We start from the raw sequence: 17,260 nt of genomic DNA on the forward strand, positions 1-17,260 counted from the left end.
CTATTCTTTTTGATAGAATGGTTTAAGATGATATTCTTTTATAAATATATATAAACCTAAACGCGCGCATCCTATTCTTTCAATTTCTGCATTGAGCAAATCCTGTGCTGTATAATTATCAGGTCCACATAATTTATATCCGTCAAATAAATAACTTTTCGAGAATCTTTTCTTTGATTTTTCCACTGACTTCATTAGTGATTCTTCCTTTTTATCCCAAGCATATTTTCCAAGAGCATTAAGAGAACTATTTGGAAAAAGTTCTTGTTCAAATTCTCTACTATTCGTAACCAATGATGGAAGGATGTAAATATCTAGGTGTCCTTCATCACTTATAAATTCTTCAATAAATTCTTTTACTTTCATTCTTTTCTCCTTTTTTTAATTTCCTTTTATATATTATGAGTAAAATGAGTCTATGTGGGCATTTAAAATAAAAAGGACCATTATGGTCCTTTTTAAATCTTCTATTCTTTATCTTCCTTCATAGATATACATCATCTCCATTCTTTCTTATGTTTACGCTTTCTAGAGTAAACCTTTTCTGTTTTCATAACACGCGTTCCGGTATTAATCGGAGCAATTACCCTGTTTTTTCGGCATAATTCACGATAGGCTTTATATCCATATTCTTTAATAAATAACTCTTTGTTAATCTCCATAATATTTGCTCCTTTACATTCTGCTTTTTTTATGCACGTTACTCTAATTTTAATTTTAAATGACTCTTTACTTACCTTTCCAATTATAATATTATTTTATACAGAAAATTAATTCTATAACTATTTTAAAATTCTTTATCATCCCTGTCAAAGATTTTTTTCGTTTATAAAAACCAGTTCATAGAATTCAACGTGCCATCCCAAATACAATCGATGTATTCGCAATCACTATTAATTTTTATACCATGAAGTAATGTCTTTTCGCTCCATCAATGCAAACCAGTTGAATCAAACGTGTTCTTATTTAATTTAATGTTATAAAAAAAGAAGCCGAAGCTTCTTTATTTATTTAATGTATAGCCCTTTGGTTTTTCGCGATAAATAACAGTCACAGTAATTAAATTACCACATTGGCGTCCATCGTTATATACTTCCATTGGTATAGCGATAGGCGGACAAATCTGCACAACATCATGTTTCTTACAAAAATCATTTACTTCACTATCATCGATGTAATTGTTAAACCGGAATGTAATCATTCTCAAACTCTTATCCATTTTAAAATCCTCCAATATTCTTTGATAGGATTAATATGTAAATATTTTTACTCAGATAACTATATTTAATCCCTTTCTAAAATGATAAAAGTTTCACCATCATTTAACGACTCTAATAATTCCTTTAAGGAATCATCAGTGTAGTTTACTCCTTATTTATATACCGTTGAAATTCTTCATATGATTTAAAATACTCCTTTTTCTGGTATATCATAATATATAGTCTTATTGTTAGTAACTTATTTTATTATTCCCAGATACAGAATAATTCTTCCTTGTTATTAATTTCAGCACCGGTATTAGCTTTTTATTCCGATTCGTTATCCGCATTTGAATTGAACTCAGAATCAAACTTGGATTCGGATACAGATTCTATTTCGGTTCCTGACAATACCTCATATTCTGGTTTTATATTTTCTTCCAATGCAACTTTACCTTTTTCCTCTTTTAAGCCCAAATAAAGATAAACAAATGGGCTAAACCCAAAAAATGCCAATATCGCCTGGACTATGCCGGAAGAATTTAATTTGACTGATATTTGATATATATAATAAACAGTGGCTATAGTCAACAGAAGCGTTCCAAATAGGATAATATATTTATTATCTACAAATACAGTCATAAATATATTTACCAATGTTGCAACCCAGCCAGCATGTAAAATATAAGGATCTTCTTCGTCCACGCATATTCCTATCAGATACATATTTAAAATAGGAATAAAAGCCATCCATCGATTATTTTTACCAAACTTTCCAGCCACTTTGTATAAGCCAACAGCCTGACAAATATATGTAATTACAGCATAAATCAATATAATTGCAAACATGATTAAAACTAAATTAGCGATTGAATCCATACACTTTATCTCCTTTTATTTAATGATTTATTAATAATATGCAAGAAATAGAATAAAAAACATAGAGTTCCAGTTTATGCTAACTCATAATATAACAAAAAGATATCATTCAATAATTTTTTTTGCTATTTTCACAATAAAATACATTTTAATTCATTTGTAAATTTTAAATAATTTTATTTTCTAATATCCCATTATATTATATACACTAACGAATGGAGGAAGGGTAATGATTACGAATGCTGAAATATTTATAAGTTTACTTATCAATGAAGAAAATGGTGTTGCAAAAACTTTAAAAGAACTAGAAGTTAATTTCATAAATGAAAAATTGAAATTAAGTAGAAATCATAATAAATGTAAAGGGAACCTTTATCGTGATTATGATAATGCTCGTAACAAAATGGTACAATATTTATTTAAGCTGAATAAGAAACATCGGTTTTTAGGAATTGTTCATGTAAATCAGTATTCTTATTTAATTGAAAGTATCGGAACTTACTTAAGAGGATTAGAAATTGCTGATATTATATTCTAGTGGCATCAGTAATTATTAAAAATCAAGAAATTAAAGCAGGTACTTGTCTCCTGCTTTTTTGATCATTTTTTCATATATTTTAAATTTTTCAATTACTGCAAACCCAATTAAAATTGCCTCAGCTTCATCATCTGTAACGTTTATTCCAAATTTGTCAAACACCATAGAAATAGCCTCTGCTTTTAATTCTTCTCTATTCTTTTTTCCTTGTTCAATACCTACCAACATTCTCCATTCCGTCGGTCGAATCGTGTTAAATTCGCAATCATTATTTATACAATAAGCATAGATTACTCCCTGCAGACGTGTTAGAAATCGTTGTGTGCTCGCATTTCTTTTTACAACAGTCTCTTCTATATATATAATATAGGGCTTTTTCTCCTCTAAATATCTATAAACCCTTTTAGCCATCTCCTGAAACCTGGAATCCATATTGGAATCTTCTGAGCAGTCAATTAAATCCACTTCTTTATATATTCCATTATCATATATTGCCAGACCAGTCTTATTTGTTGAAGCATCAATTGAGATCATTCTACATAGTTCCATTTTTATCCTCCCAATTTAATAATGATTGATTTGAAAAACTTGGAGGAAAAAAGCGAAAAATTTGTTGTACAAAATTTCTGTGTGGTAATCTATTAAAAATAAAAATGGTACTCCTTTATATAAGAAGTACCATTCTTAAAGTATTTGCAACGTCACTATCTGGCGTATAATCCATAAAAAATCTTTTCTAATTCTGATTTTTGTAATGTTTTTCTATTTGCCCTATCGGAATATTCAGCCATTCTCTGATACCATTTAATATCCTCCGTATCTTCTATTGGCACACTATTCTTCTGAAGCCATTCTGTTACGGTATACTTCTCATCTGAACCAAAGTTGCACTGATACCCTGGTTCCATACCGTTAATTACATAATCATCCTTATAATGGACAATCTGCTTTCCAATTTGATGAAACAAAATCGCCCGGCCTAGAGGATATAAAGCACAAGTTCGAGGCCGTACATCGTAGACCATACACCTCCCTTTTCTCAGAAATGTGCAGCTACCATCATATCTGAACTTTAAGCTACATAAATTCAGTTTTAAATCAGGGTCAAAGTTGACATTGATGTTTTTCTCAAGCAATTTTTCAAAGGTTAACTTTGTATGGTCCATTATACGCCAGACATCAGGACCAGAAAGAAAAATTTCTGTGCCTGAAATTAAATTGTTTCTGCCTCGACAGCAGTTTCCGCAACCGTCGCAGTAAAAATGGAATGGGTCGTCTATTTCTATGTTTTTTGCGCCAAGATTAACTGGGTCCTGTGTAAAGCTGCTCATTAAATCTCCTTACTATATATGACAGAAGTTTCGCTATTCGTTTAACTTACATTGTTTATAGCCTATATTAACATCAATTTTATAATTTGTCCAGAATGATGATTCTCTCCTAAATGAAGAAAAAATAATTTTATTTTCACTTGTTACATTCATCCATAAAACATACTAATGTTATAAGAGATAAAAAGGAGAAAATATAATGATTATCAAATATTGGAGAAAAAACGGTTCATTTTACTTTATGAAAGCTGACTTTAAGTATAAAACGGCTTATACCGATGTTATTCAATTTTCTTTAAAGGATCCTTGGTTGTTTCCAAAATATAAAGATGATTTCGCAGGATATGAAGGATTGAGGTTTTATGGATGGCTATTTTTCTATTTTGGACGAGTTTATACGGGCTTGCTTTATCCTTCGGAGGCTGAAAATGAAACAGTGAAAACATTAGTTGACCCACAGGGACATAAATGGTTGTTTCTGCCTCGTGAAAAAGTAGTTGATTTTGAGACTGTACTTAGTAATATCAAAACTTGTTACAGAAACGGAAAAGAGTTAGAATTCACAAGAAACTACCATGGAGAAAGGTATGATATTACTGCAAAATTAGTTGATAAAAAATAAGAATTAAATAAAAAAGAGCATTGATCATGCTCTTTTTTAATACTTACTAGTTAAAAGTCTTTTCTTTTGTCTCTTCTATGATTCTTTCCATAACATCTTTCAGTTCTTTATACCAATGTTCCTCGGAGGAAAGTTTCTCTCTAACAAGGTCTAAGGCAGACGAATAGTATGTGGATTCAAAATCAGAACTAAAACTCTGATAAACAATTTGCTTAGCCATTTCTTTTTTGTTTTTTTCATTGTCAGTTGACAAATTTTCATTAAAATAACCAGTAAAGCGTTCATTCTTCAATGCATCACCAGTTAAGGAAAACTCTAACATGTCTGTTATATCATTTTTAGAAACAAAACTCGATACCATAGGCCCAATATGAATATCAATATTGTCATATACATTTGCGTTCGATTTCCAGCCGGATCCAATTTTGTGCATTCTCCGCCACTTATAAACGGTGTTCCAATGAGGATTAGAATTTCGGAATGAATAATATTCTGGTATATATCGTTTTTCGTGTTTTTCTACACAAGTCTTGGCTAATTTCTTTAACTTCTCATCATTTATTGATATAGTAAAGCCTTTTGATTCATCACCTAAGTCTAGTGTTTTATATCTGTATTTGGTTTCTGAAATAATTCTTACGATTAATTTAGAAAAACGATTTTTTTCATACAATCTTTTTTCCATTAAAACAGAATCTATATCAGTTACGTAATCTGGTATATTACTGCAAATGCAATATGATTCTAAATTAGCTTCTCGCCTAATTGGAGATAAGGCTTCTTTATATTGCTCTACATCATTTTTTACTTTTTCATAAGCTCTTTTCACTGCTTCTTCATAATATACGGGTTCTTTGGTTTTATTTACTGGTATACCCGGGCCATTAAAGCTACCAAAATCTTCTCTAACATAATCGCCTATCGTCAGATCTGCAAAAGAAAAGACTCCATATATAGGCAATTTAGAAAATTGCGATTTAATTGAAGATAATAATGCATCAAAGCCTTTAATCGTATCTTTAACACGATGAAAGATAATAACTCTATCTGGCATAATATTACCTATTGAATAAATAGTTTCATCTACACTATCAGCACCGAGTTCCAAACCTTTTAAATCATTTATAGAAACAACTGGCGTATTTACTTTATAAAACATTGTTTCCCTAAATGCATTCCTTAAGCCATCTGACATTGATGTAAAATAGCTCACATGAGAAATAACGGTTTCTTTTCCTGAAGGTGTATATAAATCCTTCATAAATTCATTAACTTCATGCCGATGAGCTTTATCAATAACTATGTAGTAGTCAGAATCTTTTGATCCAACCATAACGCTCTTTGACTCTAAATCTGAAATCTTTTTAATGATATCTTGCTTTATCGCGTCTGATACATCTCTGAAAACTTTATACATTTCTTCAAAGTTCGTGTTTTCTATTCTTTTCTCTATCTCTTTTTTATACGCACTTCTTATATTAAATGCCTTATTCGACTTTTTTGCTATTCTGCTCAAATTAGTTACTACATCAGGAAGATAATCATCATCTGATTCATTTTTTATTAACTTCTGAAAACAGTTCCTAAGCATTGTAGTTAGTTTTTCTTTTAATGCATCACAATTATCTGATTCAAAAAGCTTACTAATATTATATGCCTTTGTTCCCTTTGGATTTAAAATTTCTCGAATCGCATCTTCTACATCTTCATTCTCTATCTCACCTCTCGTCCTTATAATTGTATCAGAGACAATATAAAATGTATTAGAAATAAATATATCCAATTGAGCATCAATAAAGTGAATTACCATTATACTATCTTTATCTTCTCCTTCCATAGCAATTGGAACTATCTGGTTACGGACTTTTGAACTCTGTATACTACCTATGTTATTTCTTAGTAATTGGCCCATATCTTTATCCGTCAAGTCTATTGTTACCGTTGATTTTCCAGATCCGCTGTCTCCAGCAAAAACAATGCTCGGGCAAACAGCGAGCTTTCTTGAAAATTCATCAAAATCCAAGCCAAACTTCTCCAAAAAATAATTTCTTACATCCATTGCAAATTCCTCTCTTTCATCTTTTTGTAAAAAATAAAAAGGGCTAGCATAAGCTAACCCTAATGGTATACAAAATTAATGGCTTATTATGCTGAAACTGAAATCAACATTTTATATTCACTTTTTTAGTTTCTGGATACGAATTCCAGTAACTATTCATAAAACTACCATATGTTTTTCTATTTGTCAACAACTTTTTTCCAAAGTATAACACCAGCTTTGAGGCGCCTTTTTTAAACAATTACCGTATTTGCCTCTAAATTCTGTAACCATCTTTGCTTCTTCATATCTGAAAATCTCTGTCAATAAAATTGCATATTTCCAGTTGCTCTCATCAAATTCATTATAAAATCCAATTTTACTTGCCCATTGATCACAGCGATTGCATAAATTTCTTTCTTTATCCTTGCCTCATTATATTTTTTCAAATCATACTCATACTTTGGCCATAGTTTGGGCGGACAAGAAGTTTTTTTCATAATATCCAAAGCTCCTTCCTGAAACAAATAGCTGAGCACTAAGGAATTATCAAATCCCTTTAAATTAATTTCCATTGCCTTTTTTACTGTGCCTTTTTCTTCTTTCGTTCCATATTTTTCAACATAGAAAGGCATCATAAAATAAGTTCCAATCTTATGATATGGGATTTCTATGATATCTTTAATTTTTGCATAGCCAACAACAAAACCGGAGCCACCTCCAGATTTAGTTTCATAAAAATAAATCAGATCTCCCGGCTTTACTTCTTTACCAATCCTATTTCTGAATTCAAGATTTTTTTCCAAACTAAAAATTCTATCAATATACTCTTTATGAATCGAATAGATAACGTTCACTCTTTCTTCTCCTTAGCTAAAAATCACCTCATACAATTCTTTCAACTCTTTGTACTCTGGTAATAATCTTAATGTACTTAAAATTTTAATTATTTCTCCATAATACCATGCATGCCTTTCCTTTTTCTTCATATTGAACTTTTCCCAAACTTCTTCACCGAGAAATTTATAATCTTCATCTAATGAGCGCAGATTTGATAGCTTATCAGTAAGCAAAATAATTTTTGTTCCTTGGTCCAGCTTCTTATAATGTTTAATGGATTCCTTTTTTCTTTCTTCCCAAGTTATTGATGAAGACAATTCCTTTCGTTTATTTTCCGACAAAGCTTTAACCATATCGGCTATGTTATGATTGAAGTTTTTAGCTAAATAGTCATATGTTATATCTGTATCTTCCAATGTATCATGAAGTATGGCTGCAGCAATAATATCTGCATTGTCGGTGATTTCGGCTGCAATGAAACCACATTCTGTAGGATGAACGATATATGGCATACAGCTTCCTTTTCTCCGCTGTCCATCATGCGCTAATATCGCTACTTTTATTGCTTTATAAATCATTTTTTTATTCATTATTTTTCTCCTTTTTTACTTGTTGATAATATTAATATGTTGGTTTTTTTGCAACAAAAAAAGAGTCAAAGACTCTTTTAAAATCATATATATAAGTTAAGATTGAGATTGAGATGCTACTTTTTTGGAATCATTCATATTTATCTATCCAGTTTTCTTCATCATAATCTTTAATCTGTTTTACAATCTTAGAAATATAATTTTGGGCTGCATCTGACTTTAAGTTAGTTGGAAACCACACATTTGCTTGCCCAAAACCATAACCCTGCTCATTTGCTCTTGGAGCCCACCAAAGAGTTCGACGACATCTTAAACCAACCGGAAGTAAGACCGCATTCTCCTTTTTAGTCATTATATTGAATGCTCTTTCTAATTCTTCATCTTCAAAACCTAATTTAACGGGCTGATAATTACGGAAAACTGTAGCATGCTGATACCAACCCACAATATGGGTATTGTTCTTTTCACTGCCTCTATCAGGCCTTGCACAAAAAATAACGAGAACATCATCAATCGCATCTTCTCCTGCTAAAAGCGAACAACCTTCCAATTTTTCAATGTGGAGTTCGTTTGATTTTCTCCCTTTAGTAGATTTTGTTTCAACTGATCCATAGCAATAATAATCGCCATTCTCATTTTCAAACGGGAGAAAATTAAATTCTTCATTTGCCATTCCGGTCTGCATTACATAAGAGCCGCCATTTACTGGTATATCGTCAGGGCATGTACCTTTATAAAATTTCATCCAAGCTATATTACAAAATAATATTCTCATTGACAAAATTCACTTCCTTTATATTTTTGGGCTTTATTTGTAAAAGATATGTACTACAAAATCATTTTATATTCAATATATTTTTATGCATAGTTTTTATTCCCTTGTGTATATTCTTAATTATATCCTTAATATTTAATCAATGCAATAAAAATAGGCCGCTAGGGCCTATTTTGAATAATTATTTAATCCATTTGCCATTTTCATCGACATTGTACCCATCTGGAGTCTTTTCTTTTTTGTACATGGAACCATATGGTTTACCTGGCCTTGTTGAATCATATAACCAGCCTTTGCTGTTATTACCAAAATAGGTCTGGGCCTCGTTTGCGGGAGTAAAGTAGTACCAGTAGCCATCTATGTTTTGCCAACCTGTAAGCATTTGCGTAGTTTTAGGATCAAAGAAATACATCTTGTCATCCATTGACTCATAGTTCCATCCAATTAATGCTGTACCAAATTTTTCTCCCGGATCTTTATTAAGTTTGTACCAGGTCTTCTGGCCCTCTAAGTACCAGTCATAATTTAACTTTCCATTGGTACCGACATGATACCATTCTTTACCGTCACCGACCCACTCATCGCTTGCTAAAGTACCGTCCGGTTTGGTATAGGTAACATCATATGGATTGTTTGGGTTTACAGTAAATGTACCTCCCGTATCAGGAACGGTTGGCTTTATCTTACTATCTATAACCGGATATGTTACTTCCGAATTATCCTCGCTGCTATCTTCTGACGCTTTGGATGGTTCTGGTTTTGTGGGTTCCGGTTTCGTAGGCTCAGGAGAAGGATTTTCATCAATCTTTTTGTAATCATCATCAGTTCCTGGTGACCCGTCGGGTCCATTCTGCCATATCTCATCATCATCCGTATTCCACGTGTTATCTGTCCCTGGTCTTGTATGCGTTCCATCTCCATTATCAATCCAATTAAGTATCCAATGGCCATAATATGTCTTATCACCAAGTGGAGATGGAGTATCTGCTCCTATTTTATTACCGTCAATAGCTTCTGTATACCATCCATCAAATGTGTATCCTTTAGCGTTTAATACAGGAAGCTCTCCAATCACACCTCCATATATTACTGCTCTATCTGCTGGATTTTTTTCTATATTTGATAAATTCTTTTCAAAATGAATCGTATATTTGTTTGGTATCCAATGTGCGTAAATCGTTATATTAGAATCTGGCATTGAATTTCCACTGTATGAATAAAGGCTTCCTTCAGTTGGATGAGAAAACCAACCAGCAAAGGTATATCCTACTCTACTCGCATTACTTCTTTCATCTATAAGAATTTGATCAAAAGACTCTCCGTACGAAAAACTTTGATCTTTAGTTGCACTTCCGCTTATTAAACCACCATTACCGCTTAATGACAGTGTATGAAAATTAATGGTATATTGAGCGGTTATTACAGTATCGAATTGAATGTCTGTTGATGGCTTATCCCAGCCTGCAAAAGCATAGCCAACTCTATCTGGTTCAACTGGTGATGCAGCATCTGAGCCTTCTGCAATTTTTTGAGTTTTTAATATCTTGCCATCCCAATCTTTGTAAGTAACTGTTACATAGTTACGTACCCAATGCGCATATATCGTAATGTCAGAATTTGGCATAATGTTTCCGGTATAAGAATAATGTTCTCCACCGGTCGGAGAAGAATACCAACCATCAAATGTAAAATATTTTTGACTAACGATATTTTTACCGTTTATTAGTAATTGGTCAAATAATTCTCCATAATTAATTTCTTGTGTTTTAATGGGATCTCCATCAAAGGTTCCTCCATTACCATCTAAAATTACTCTATTTTTATTCGTTGAATATTGAGCCGTAATTATTGTGTGGTCCTGTATATTCGAAGAAGATTTATCCCAACCAACAAATGTATATCCTGTACGATTTGGTATTTCTGGTGGTGTAGCATCTTCTCCAATTGATACCTTTTGACTCTTTATTATTGCACCGTTCCAGTCTTTATAAGTAACAAGACTTGAGCTACGTACCCAGTGTGCGTATATTGTTAAATTTGTATCCGGCATTTTGTTTCCGCTGTATGCGTATTCATCTCCTGCTACCGGCATAGTAAACCAGCCATTAAAGTCATAGTATTCTCGACTTGCCTCATTTCTTCCATCAATTAACATCTGGTCGAAAGATTCTCCATAAGGGATAGTCTGCAATTTCATTTCATTTCCGTTAACAGTTCCGCCATTTCCATTTAATATCAACATAAAATTATTAATAGTATATTGTGCCGTAATAATGGTATGATCTTCAATTCCAGAAGAATTGTGATCCCATCCGATAAAGGTATATCCGGTACGATTGGGATTTTCTGGCGGTGTCGCATCTGCTTTTATTACTACCTCCTGGGTTTTTAAAACGGTACCATCCCAGTCTTTATATGTAACCAGACTAGATGTGCGTGTCCAATGCGCATATATCGTTAAATTCGATGCGGGCATTGTATTTCCAATGTACGTATATTTGTCTCCACCTGCCGCTTCTGTATACCAGCCGTCAAAATTGTAATATTTACGATTTATGCTATCTTCTCCACCTTTAAGCATCTGATCAATGGATTCATTATAAACAAAACCTTGTTCTTTCGTGGCTTTTCCATCAATCATTCCTCCGTTACCATCCAAAGTTAGTTTATATCCATTTATCGTATATTTGGCTGTAATAATTGTATGGTCTTGGATATCCGTTGAAATCTTATCCCAGCCGGCAAATGTATACCCTGCCCTTTCCGGATCTTCGGGAGGTGTTGCATTTTTACCAATCGGTACTTCCTGAGTTTTTAATACAGTCCCGTTCCAATCCTTATAGGTCACAAGACTTGAACTGCGTGCCCAGTGTGCATATATTGTTAAAGCTGAAGTCGGCATAGCATTTCCATTGTCACTATATCTTTTTCCGCCTAACGGATCTGTATACCATCCATCAAAGACGTAATAAGTACGTAATAGAATATCTTTACTATCAATAAGTGTTTGATCGAAGGATTCGTTATATGAGAACTCTTTTGTTACTAAATTTTGCCCATTTAGAGTTCCTCCGTTACCATCCAGAGTCAGTAGATATTTGTTACTTGAATATTGCGCAACTATTATCTTATGATCAGTTACATTTGAAGCAACATCGCTCCACCCAACAAAATCATAACCAACCCTTGTTGGATCTTGCGGATTTTCTAGACTTCCACCAATAGGGACTTCAGTTTCGTCTATTATGCTTCCATCCCAATCCTTCCAAGTAACTAAACTTGAAACCCTTAACCATTTTGCATCTAAAGTCAAATTATTTGCAGGCATTAATTCTGGAACAGCATTTAATTCATTTCCATGAACTTCCCATTTATCAAATTTATAAAATCTTTTATTTAGTTTAGAAGAACTTTCAGTCAACTTTTGTTGGATAGAATCTTCAAAGTTAATATCAAATGTATCATTTTGTTCGGCATTATTAAAATTTAAAGATAATGTGTACTTGTTCCTGTTATAAATTGGATATATTCCTATATCGTCATTTGAATCTTTGGGATCAGAACTCCAACCGTCAAAATGATAACCTTGTTTATTTGGTGGTGTTGGATACACTATATCTTTACTGTTGTCAATAGGATACCACCCATCATCTATTATATTTCCATTTTCATCCTTCCAAATTATATGCTTGTATGTTTTTGTCCAATGTGCATACAATATAGTATTTGCATCAGGCATTGTATTTCCTGATTTATTTATTTTTGATCCTCCATAAGGTAATGTATACCATCCATCAAAAGAATGGTATTCTCTTGAAACATTATTTGAAGCTTCACTTATTGCTTGATCTATAGATTCTCCAAAATCAAAATTTAAATATTTATAATTGTCTCCGTAAATCTTGCCACCATTTGGATCTAAAGTTAAAGTATAATTATTTTTACTGTATTGAGCTATTATTGTTGTATTTTCTGATACATTATTATAATTTCCTAACCAGCCCGTAAATGTATATCCAGATCTTATTGGATTTATTGGTGGTGTTGAATAGGCTCCAAATTCTACTTGTTCTGATTTTAACAAATAACCATTCCAATCAACATACTTTACATTAAATTTATTTTTGGACCATATTAAATGAATTATGATATCGTATGTTGGCGGTATACTTTTGGGTAATCCAGATTTTCTAACACCAGATTCAGTATAATCAAAACCTACCAATGTATAACCTTCTTTGTAAGCATGTTCAATAAGCCAATTTCCCATTAATGTTTTAATTTCATCTTCTGTTATTGTAAAAATTGTGTGGAATGCGAAATCACTTTGACCTAAAATGGTACCTCCGTCTGAGTCTACAGGTACATCTCCTCCTTTTATAGCATAATTTGCTTTTAGTGTTATGTCTGAATTTATATTGGATGCAGTTTCCCATGAATAGAATTTTTCTCCAACTTTACATTTCACAACTAAATCAGAGGGTGGTGTTGGGCTATTTGATCCTTTTGCTACCCATTCAGAATAAACTTCATTACCCAAGTAATCAACGTATGTCACTTTAAATTCATTTCTTGTCCAATGAGCATAAAGTATTAAATTATTGTTTGGCATATAATTTTCTGATGTGCTGCTAAATCTTCCATTTGAATTCGCATTATCTGAATTACTATACCATCCATTGAATTTATAATGTTTCATTGATGGTATTTTACCATTATCTTCATAAATTGTAGAATTTAATGCGCTTCCAACTTCCTTTTGTTCTAATAACATTTTAATAGATTCATCATTTAAAAAACATCCACCATTTGCATCTATAGTAAGATCAAATTTTAATTTCTCTTCTTTCTCATATTTAGGTTTAAATATAACATTGCTGCATATATTATTTATTGTTGAAAGTTCATCTGTTATATTGTACCAACCTAATAAAGTGTAATCTTCTTTTAATGGAGCATTTGGTGAATTTGTTATTGCAGAACCAGCATTTATATCCATTTCAGATATTATGTTTCCACTTTCATCTTGAAATTGCACATGATATTTTTCATTAATTGGTACATAATAAGCGTAATATCTGTCATCAACTTTATCAAATGTATAAGTCGAATCTAACCTTTTACCATTTCCATCAGGTTCTGAAAAATAGCCAACTAAAACGTGTGTTTTTTCATAATAATTTGCACCAGGTCCAAAAAAATCTTTTGCTCTCATACCTACTGGTAAACTAAGTTTATCTGTACCTTTTTTAAATTTTTCCATTATATTTTGGCCAAAATAATCAGCTACAGATATACTTTCAAAGTATGGAACATTATCTTCCCATATATCATATGAGCTATTAAATAAATCTTTATTATTATTATTAAATGGAGCCAATCCCATATAATCATATCCATTTATTAATATAAGAGATGGTTTATTTTCTGGTATCCACAAACCATAAAAAGTAAGGCCTGAAATTTGATGAAAACTTCTAGTTGGCAGGCTAATGTTCTTGCTCAAAATTGGAGCTCCTGGTATTCTGTCATTCCTATTATCCATATCACTTCTTAAACCTTGAAATGTATAATTAGCGTATAATTGAGGTGGATTATTTTTCCAATTTTTCACATATTGACTGTCATTAGTTAATGGGTTTAAAACATCGTTATAAAGAAATCTAAATGTTGGTACCCAACCTAAAAATATATCTCCTTCGTGCCTTAATTCTTTTAATTCTATTTTTTCATCATCATATTGCCAAAAATTTTGATAGTAATCTTTTTGATCTTCAAAAAATTGTATACCAAAATCTCCAAGATATTGTTTATCTTCAAATTGAGATTGTGTATCTGCCTCATTTGGGTTATTTCTTATTGTATACCATTCTTTTTGACCATCTGACCTTGCAGATATAAATACTGCAGTTAATGTTTTATTTCCTTGAATGTTTAAATGAGAAGAGCTCCATTTTTTAAAGATATAGTTTGCTCTTTTTGGTTTTTTGGGTAAAATAGCATTTGATCCTGCTTTTACATACTGTTGATCCAACACAGACCCATTCCAATTTACAAACTTGACCAAATATACACTTTTCCACTGAGCATATATATCTTTTTTACCGCTTAAAATATCTGATTCCGTTATTGAACTAATTGGGTTCCCTAATGATGCACTATCGTACCAATCAGGTTCATATCCAGATCTTTTTAAATTTTTAAATTGATTATTTAAAAACTCATTTGATTTTTTTATTACATCATTTATATCTGATACATCTTCAAATTTTATTGTTTTTGTATCCAACTGAATTGTTGTTCCAGTTTCAGGATCAATATCCTCAAATTTACCACCATTGGCGTATAAATTTATCCTGAACCCATTTTCTACATACTGTGCTGTTATAACTGTATCTATTCCAATTTTTGTATTTTCGTTTAAGTCTTTATCCCAACCTAAAAATCTATAACCAGATCTTGATGGATTCGGTGGTATTTCTATTGGATCACCATAATTTACAGTTTTTTCACTAATTATTGACCCATCCCAATCTTTAAATGTTATCTTACTCGATTGGTTAGCAACTCCCAAGTAAACAGTGTATCTTACTAAATCCTTTTTATCCTGCTTGTCAGAAGGGCAAATAGGTTTTGATAAATCTATTTCATTATTTTGTTCTGGATCAGTAAACAAACCTACAAATTTTTTGTCAGATCTAACATATGCCATAATGTCACTTAAATCTTTAGGCCAAATTATATCACCATACTTTGTACCACCTGATCCTATAGGCCAAGATGAAGAAGAATATTTATTTTTAGGGTAATCCGAAGGTGGATAATAAAGATCAAAAATAACCCTTTTTACTGCTTTTTTAAGATAAATGTTAGTAACATGATCTTTTGGATACCAACTTGAAGATGTTTCTGCTGAGATAACAGAACCAGATGAATTCATATCAGATGTGTCTGTCCAATACCCATCCACATATCCAGGAGCATATAATTTACTTGAATTTATTAAATCCGGAAAATAATATTTTGCTAAATCTTGTCCTACAACTGTTGATTTAGCTTTTATTTCTGCAGGGAGTGTAGTTTCGTCTATACCATAACCATAATGCATTTTATATGTAACATCGAAATTTTCCCATTTTCCATAAAGATTTAAAGTTGAATTACCCATTAACATTTCTGGTGTAACTGGATCGCCTGAACAATATTGGTTCAAATACCACCCTTTAAACTCCATACCTTTACCAACTGGGAATGCATCCATAAATGTACCTATTGGATCACCAAAATATACACTTTTATATTTATACGTTGTGGTATCTCCTATAGGATAATTTCTATAAAACATTACAGTATATTGATTTTTTCTCCACTTTGCGTAAATTGTGGTATCAGATGTAACTTTTGTAGAATCATAAAAATTTGAACCGCTTCCATCTGGTTGATAATTCCACCCATCAAATGTATAACCTGCTCTATTAACATTTGATTTTATTGCATTCATGTCAGAATAAGTCATGGCTGTATTTATAGTTAAATCTTTTTCGTATGTGCTACTGTTATAAATTGTTCCGCCATTTGCATCAAATGTTAATTTACATGTTGTTGGAGCTTCTGCCATTAGCATCATTGTTTTAAATTGCCTCATAGGCCAAACGCTTCCATTAATATCAGCATAATACCATTGTTCTACCGAATCACGCTCATTTAAAATTTGACCGTAGAAAAAGTAGCCCAAATCGGTATTTTGGATCTCATCATCCGTCTTTTCATCTGATTCCACTAATCCATTTACGGACCAGATAGCATAGGTGCTGTGGTCCCAGTTTTCAAATGATTCACTTTCCTCCCGATCAAAAAGAAAAATACTCTCTGAATCGTTTAAAAGTTTCCATGACAGATTCGTCCATGCCTTCTGATCAGGCTGTACACTTTTATAAAGATAGGGAGCCAGCGTAATATATTCGTCTTCTAAATCAACATTATCTGAATATTGGCTGTTATCATCAATATCCAGATTACCATCTGATGTTAAACAATACCAATGCGGTGATTCTGTCTCGCCATTAAAATAACCATAATCCCTATATTGTACTACTCCGTACCGATCCTCAAACTGCCAAAACTGATTTTTTAAGTCTGTTGCTCTTGAATAAAATTTCGGTATTTCCTCATCTTTTGGTTCGACTTTCACAAAATTCTTCTCGGCTTCAGATTTTGTTGCATTCGTTAACGAATCGGCTTCTGACGGAGTTGCTTTATATGAATAATCAGCTTCTGAGGGAGTTGCCTTTTCGTCCCACAGAATATCTTCTATTGACTGATTATCTCCACTTGAAGCTAATGAGTTTATTGGTGGTGTGTAGCCAACAGAAGTAACAATAATAACTAATACAAGGAATAAACTTAAAGCTCTCTTAGTTCTTTTTCCCATGTCTTTCCTCCTATTTT

The 17,260-nt window shown here is 32.1% G+C and carries 13 protein-coding genes; 2 read left to right on the plus strand and 11 right to left on the minus strand.

The window, feature by feature from the left end; all coding sequences use genetic code 11:
- From CRO04_RS21635 to CRO04_RS21645, 4 genes are all read right to left on the minus strand, one after another.
- Window positions 1-366, minus strand: coding sequence for a hypothetical protein (locus CRO04_RS21635; RefSeq protein ID WP_097006327.1), 366 nt, complete (start codon window positions 364-366; stop codon window positions 1-3).
- Window positions 367-497: 131 nt separating this feature from the next.
- Window positions 498-662, minus strand: coding sequence for a hypothetical protein (locus tag CRO04_RS26400; protein WP_166432639.1), 165 nt, complete (start codon window positions 660-662; stop codon window positions 498-500).
- 341 nt (window positions 663-1,003) lie between these two features.
- On the minus strand, window positions 1,004-1,219 hold the full coding sequence (locus CRO04_RS21640) for a hypothetical protein (protein WP_097006328.1): 216 nt from the start codon (window positions 1,217-1,219) through the stop codon (window positions 1,004-1,006).
- Between the two features lie 307 nt (window positions 1,220-1,526).
- Complete coding sequence (locus tag CRO04_RS21645) at window positions 1,527-2,078, minus strand: hypothetical protein (protein WP_097006329.1); 552 nt, start codon at window positions 2,076-2,078, stop codon at window positions 1,527-1,529.
- 229 nt (window positions 2,079-2,307) lie between these two features.
- On the opposite strand from CRO04_RS21645, the gene CRO04_RS21650 reads away from it, so the two are divergent.
- Complete coding sequence (locus tag CRO04_RS21650) at window positions 2,308-2,616, plus strand: hypothetical protein (RefSeq protein WP_097006330.1); 309 nt, start codon at window positions 2,308-2,310, stop codon at window positions 2,614-2,616.
- Window positions 2,617-2,646: 30 nt separating this feature from the next.
- On the opposite strand, the gene CRO04_RS21655 is transcribed toward CRO04_RS21650, so the two are convergent.
- Entirely contained in the window at window positions 2,647-3,165 is a 519-nt protein-coding gene (locus CRO04_RS21655) for a crossover junction endodeoxyribonuclease RuvC (protein ID WP_097006331.1), read from the minus strand.
- A gap of 155 nt (window positions 3,166-3,320) precedes the next feature.
- Window positions 3,321-3,947, minus strand: coding sequence for a YkgJ family cysteine cluster protein (locus CRO04_RS21660; RefSeq protein ID WP_097006332.1), 627 nt, complete (start codon window positions 3,945-3,947; stop codon window positions 3,321-3,323).
- Between the two features lie 199 nt (window positions 3,948-4,146).
- On the opposite strand from CRO04_RS21660, the gene CRO04_RS21665 reads away from it, so the two are divergent.
- Entirely contained in the window at window positions 4,147-4,569 is a 423-nt protein-coding gene (locus tag CRO04_RS21665) for a hypothetical protein (RefSeq protein ID WP_097006333.1), read from the plus strand.
- A 46-nt stretch (window positions 4,570-4,615) separates the two neighbouring features.
- Here CRO04_RS21665 and CRO04_RS21670 read toward each other — a convergent pair whose 3' ends face one another.
- The 5 genes from CRO04_RS21670 to CRO04_RS21690 all read right to left on the minus strand — a co-directional run bounded on the left by CRO04_RS21670 (window position 4,616) and on the right by CRO04_RS21690 (window position 17,243).
- Entirely contained in the window at window positions 4,616-6,628 is a 2,013-nt protein-coding gene (locus CRO04_RS21670; RefSeq protein WP_097006334.1) for a hypothetical protein, read from the minus strand.
- A 302-nt stretch (window positions 6,629-6,930) separates the two neighbouring features.
- Window positions 6,931-7,464: an ASCH domain-containing protein gene (locus tag CRO04_RS21675; RefSeq protein WP_097006335.1), complete on the minus strand. Its 534-nt coding sequence runs from the start codon at window positions 7,462-7,464 to the stop codon at window positions 6,931-6,933.
- 12 nt (window positions 7,465-7,476) lie between these two features.
- Entirely contained in the window at window positions 7,477-8,037 is a 561-nt protein-coding gene (locus CRO04_RS21680) for an HD domain-containing protein (RefSeq protein ID WP_097006336.1), read from the minus strand.
- A 130-nt stretch (window positions 8,038-8,167) separates the two neighbouring features.
- Entirely contained in the window at window positions 8,168-8,812 is a 645-nt protein-coding gene (locus CRO04_RS21685) for a hypothetical protein (RefSeq protein WP_097006337.1), read from the minus strand.
- Window positions 8,813-8,993: 181 nt separating this feature from the next.
- The gene (locus CRO04_RS21690) at window positions 8,994-17,243 is read right to left on the minus strand and encodes an InlB B-repeat-containing protein (RefSeq protein ID WP_097006338.1); all 8,250 of its coding nucleotides are present in this window, start codon (window positions 17,241-17,243) and stop codon (window positions 8,994-8,996) included.
- Between the last annotated feature and the right edge of the window lie 17 nt (window positions 17,244-17,260).

It is taken from the genome of Lacrimispora amygdalina (assembly GCF_900205965.1).
Taxonomy (GTDB): Bacteria; Bacillota; Clostridia; order Lachnospirales; family Lachnospiraceae; genus Lacrimispora; species Lacrimispora amygdalina_A.

Excerpts from the sequence above, each read along its gene's own strand:
- CRO04_RS26400 (WP_166432639.1), bottom strand. The coding sequence starts at position 662 with ATGGAGATTAACAAAGAGTTATTTATTAAAGAATATGGATATAAAGCC.
- CRO04_RS21650 (WP_097006330.1), top strand. The coding sequence starts at position 2,308 with ATGATTACGAATGCTGAAATATTTATAAGTTTACTTATCAATGAAGAA.
- CRO04_RS21645 (WP_097006329.1), bottom strand. The coding sequence starts at position 2,078 with ATGGATTCAATCGCTAATTTAGTTTTAATCATGTTTGCAATTATATTG.
- CRO04_RS21665 (WP_097006333.1), top strand. The coding sequence starts at position 4,147 with ATGATTATCAAATATTGGAGAAAAAACGGTTCATTTTACTTTATGAAA.
- CRO04_RS21670 (WP_097006334.1), bottom strand. The coding sequence starts at position 6,628 with ATGGATGTAAGAAATTATTTTTTGGAGAAGTTTGGCTTGGATTTTGAT.
- CRO04_RS21690 (WP_097006338.1), bottom strand. The coding sequence starts at position 17,243 with ATGGGAAAAAGAACTAAGAGAGCTTTAAGTTTATTCCTTGTATTAGTT.
- CRO04_RS21685 (WP_097006337.1), bottom strand. The coding sequence starts at position 8,812 with ATGAGAATATTATTTTGTAATATAGCTTGGATGAAATTTTATAAAGGT.
- CRO04_RS21680 (WP_097006336.1), bottom strand. The coding sequence starts at position 8,037 with ATGAATAAAAAAATGATTTATAAAGCAATAAAAGTAGCGATATTAGCG.
- CRO04_RS21635 (WP_097006327.1), bottom strand. The coding sequence starts at position 366 with ATGAAAGTAAAAGAATTTATTGAAGAATTTATAAGTGATGAAGGACAC.
- CRO04_RS21640 (WP_097006328.1), bottom strand. The coding sequence starts at position 1,219 with ATGGATAAGAGTTTGAGAATGATTACATTCCGGTTTAACAATTACATC.
- CRO04_RS21660 (WP_097006332.1), bottom strand. The coding sequence starts at position 3,947 with ATGAGCAGCTTTACACAGGACCCAGTTAATCTTGGCGCAAAAAACATA.
- CRO04_RS21655 (WP_097006331.1), bottom strand. The coding sequence starts at position 3,165 with ATGGAACTATGTAGAATGATCTCAATTGATGCTTCAACAAATAAGACT.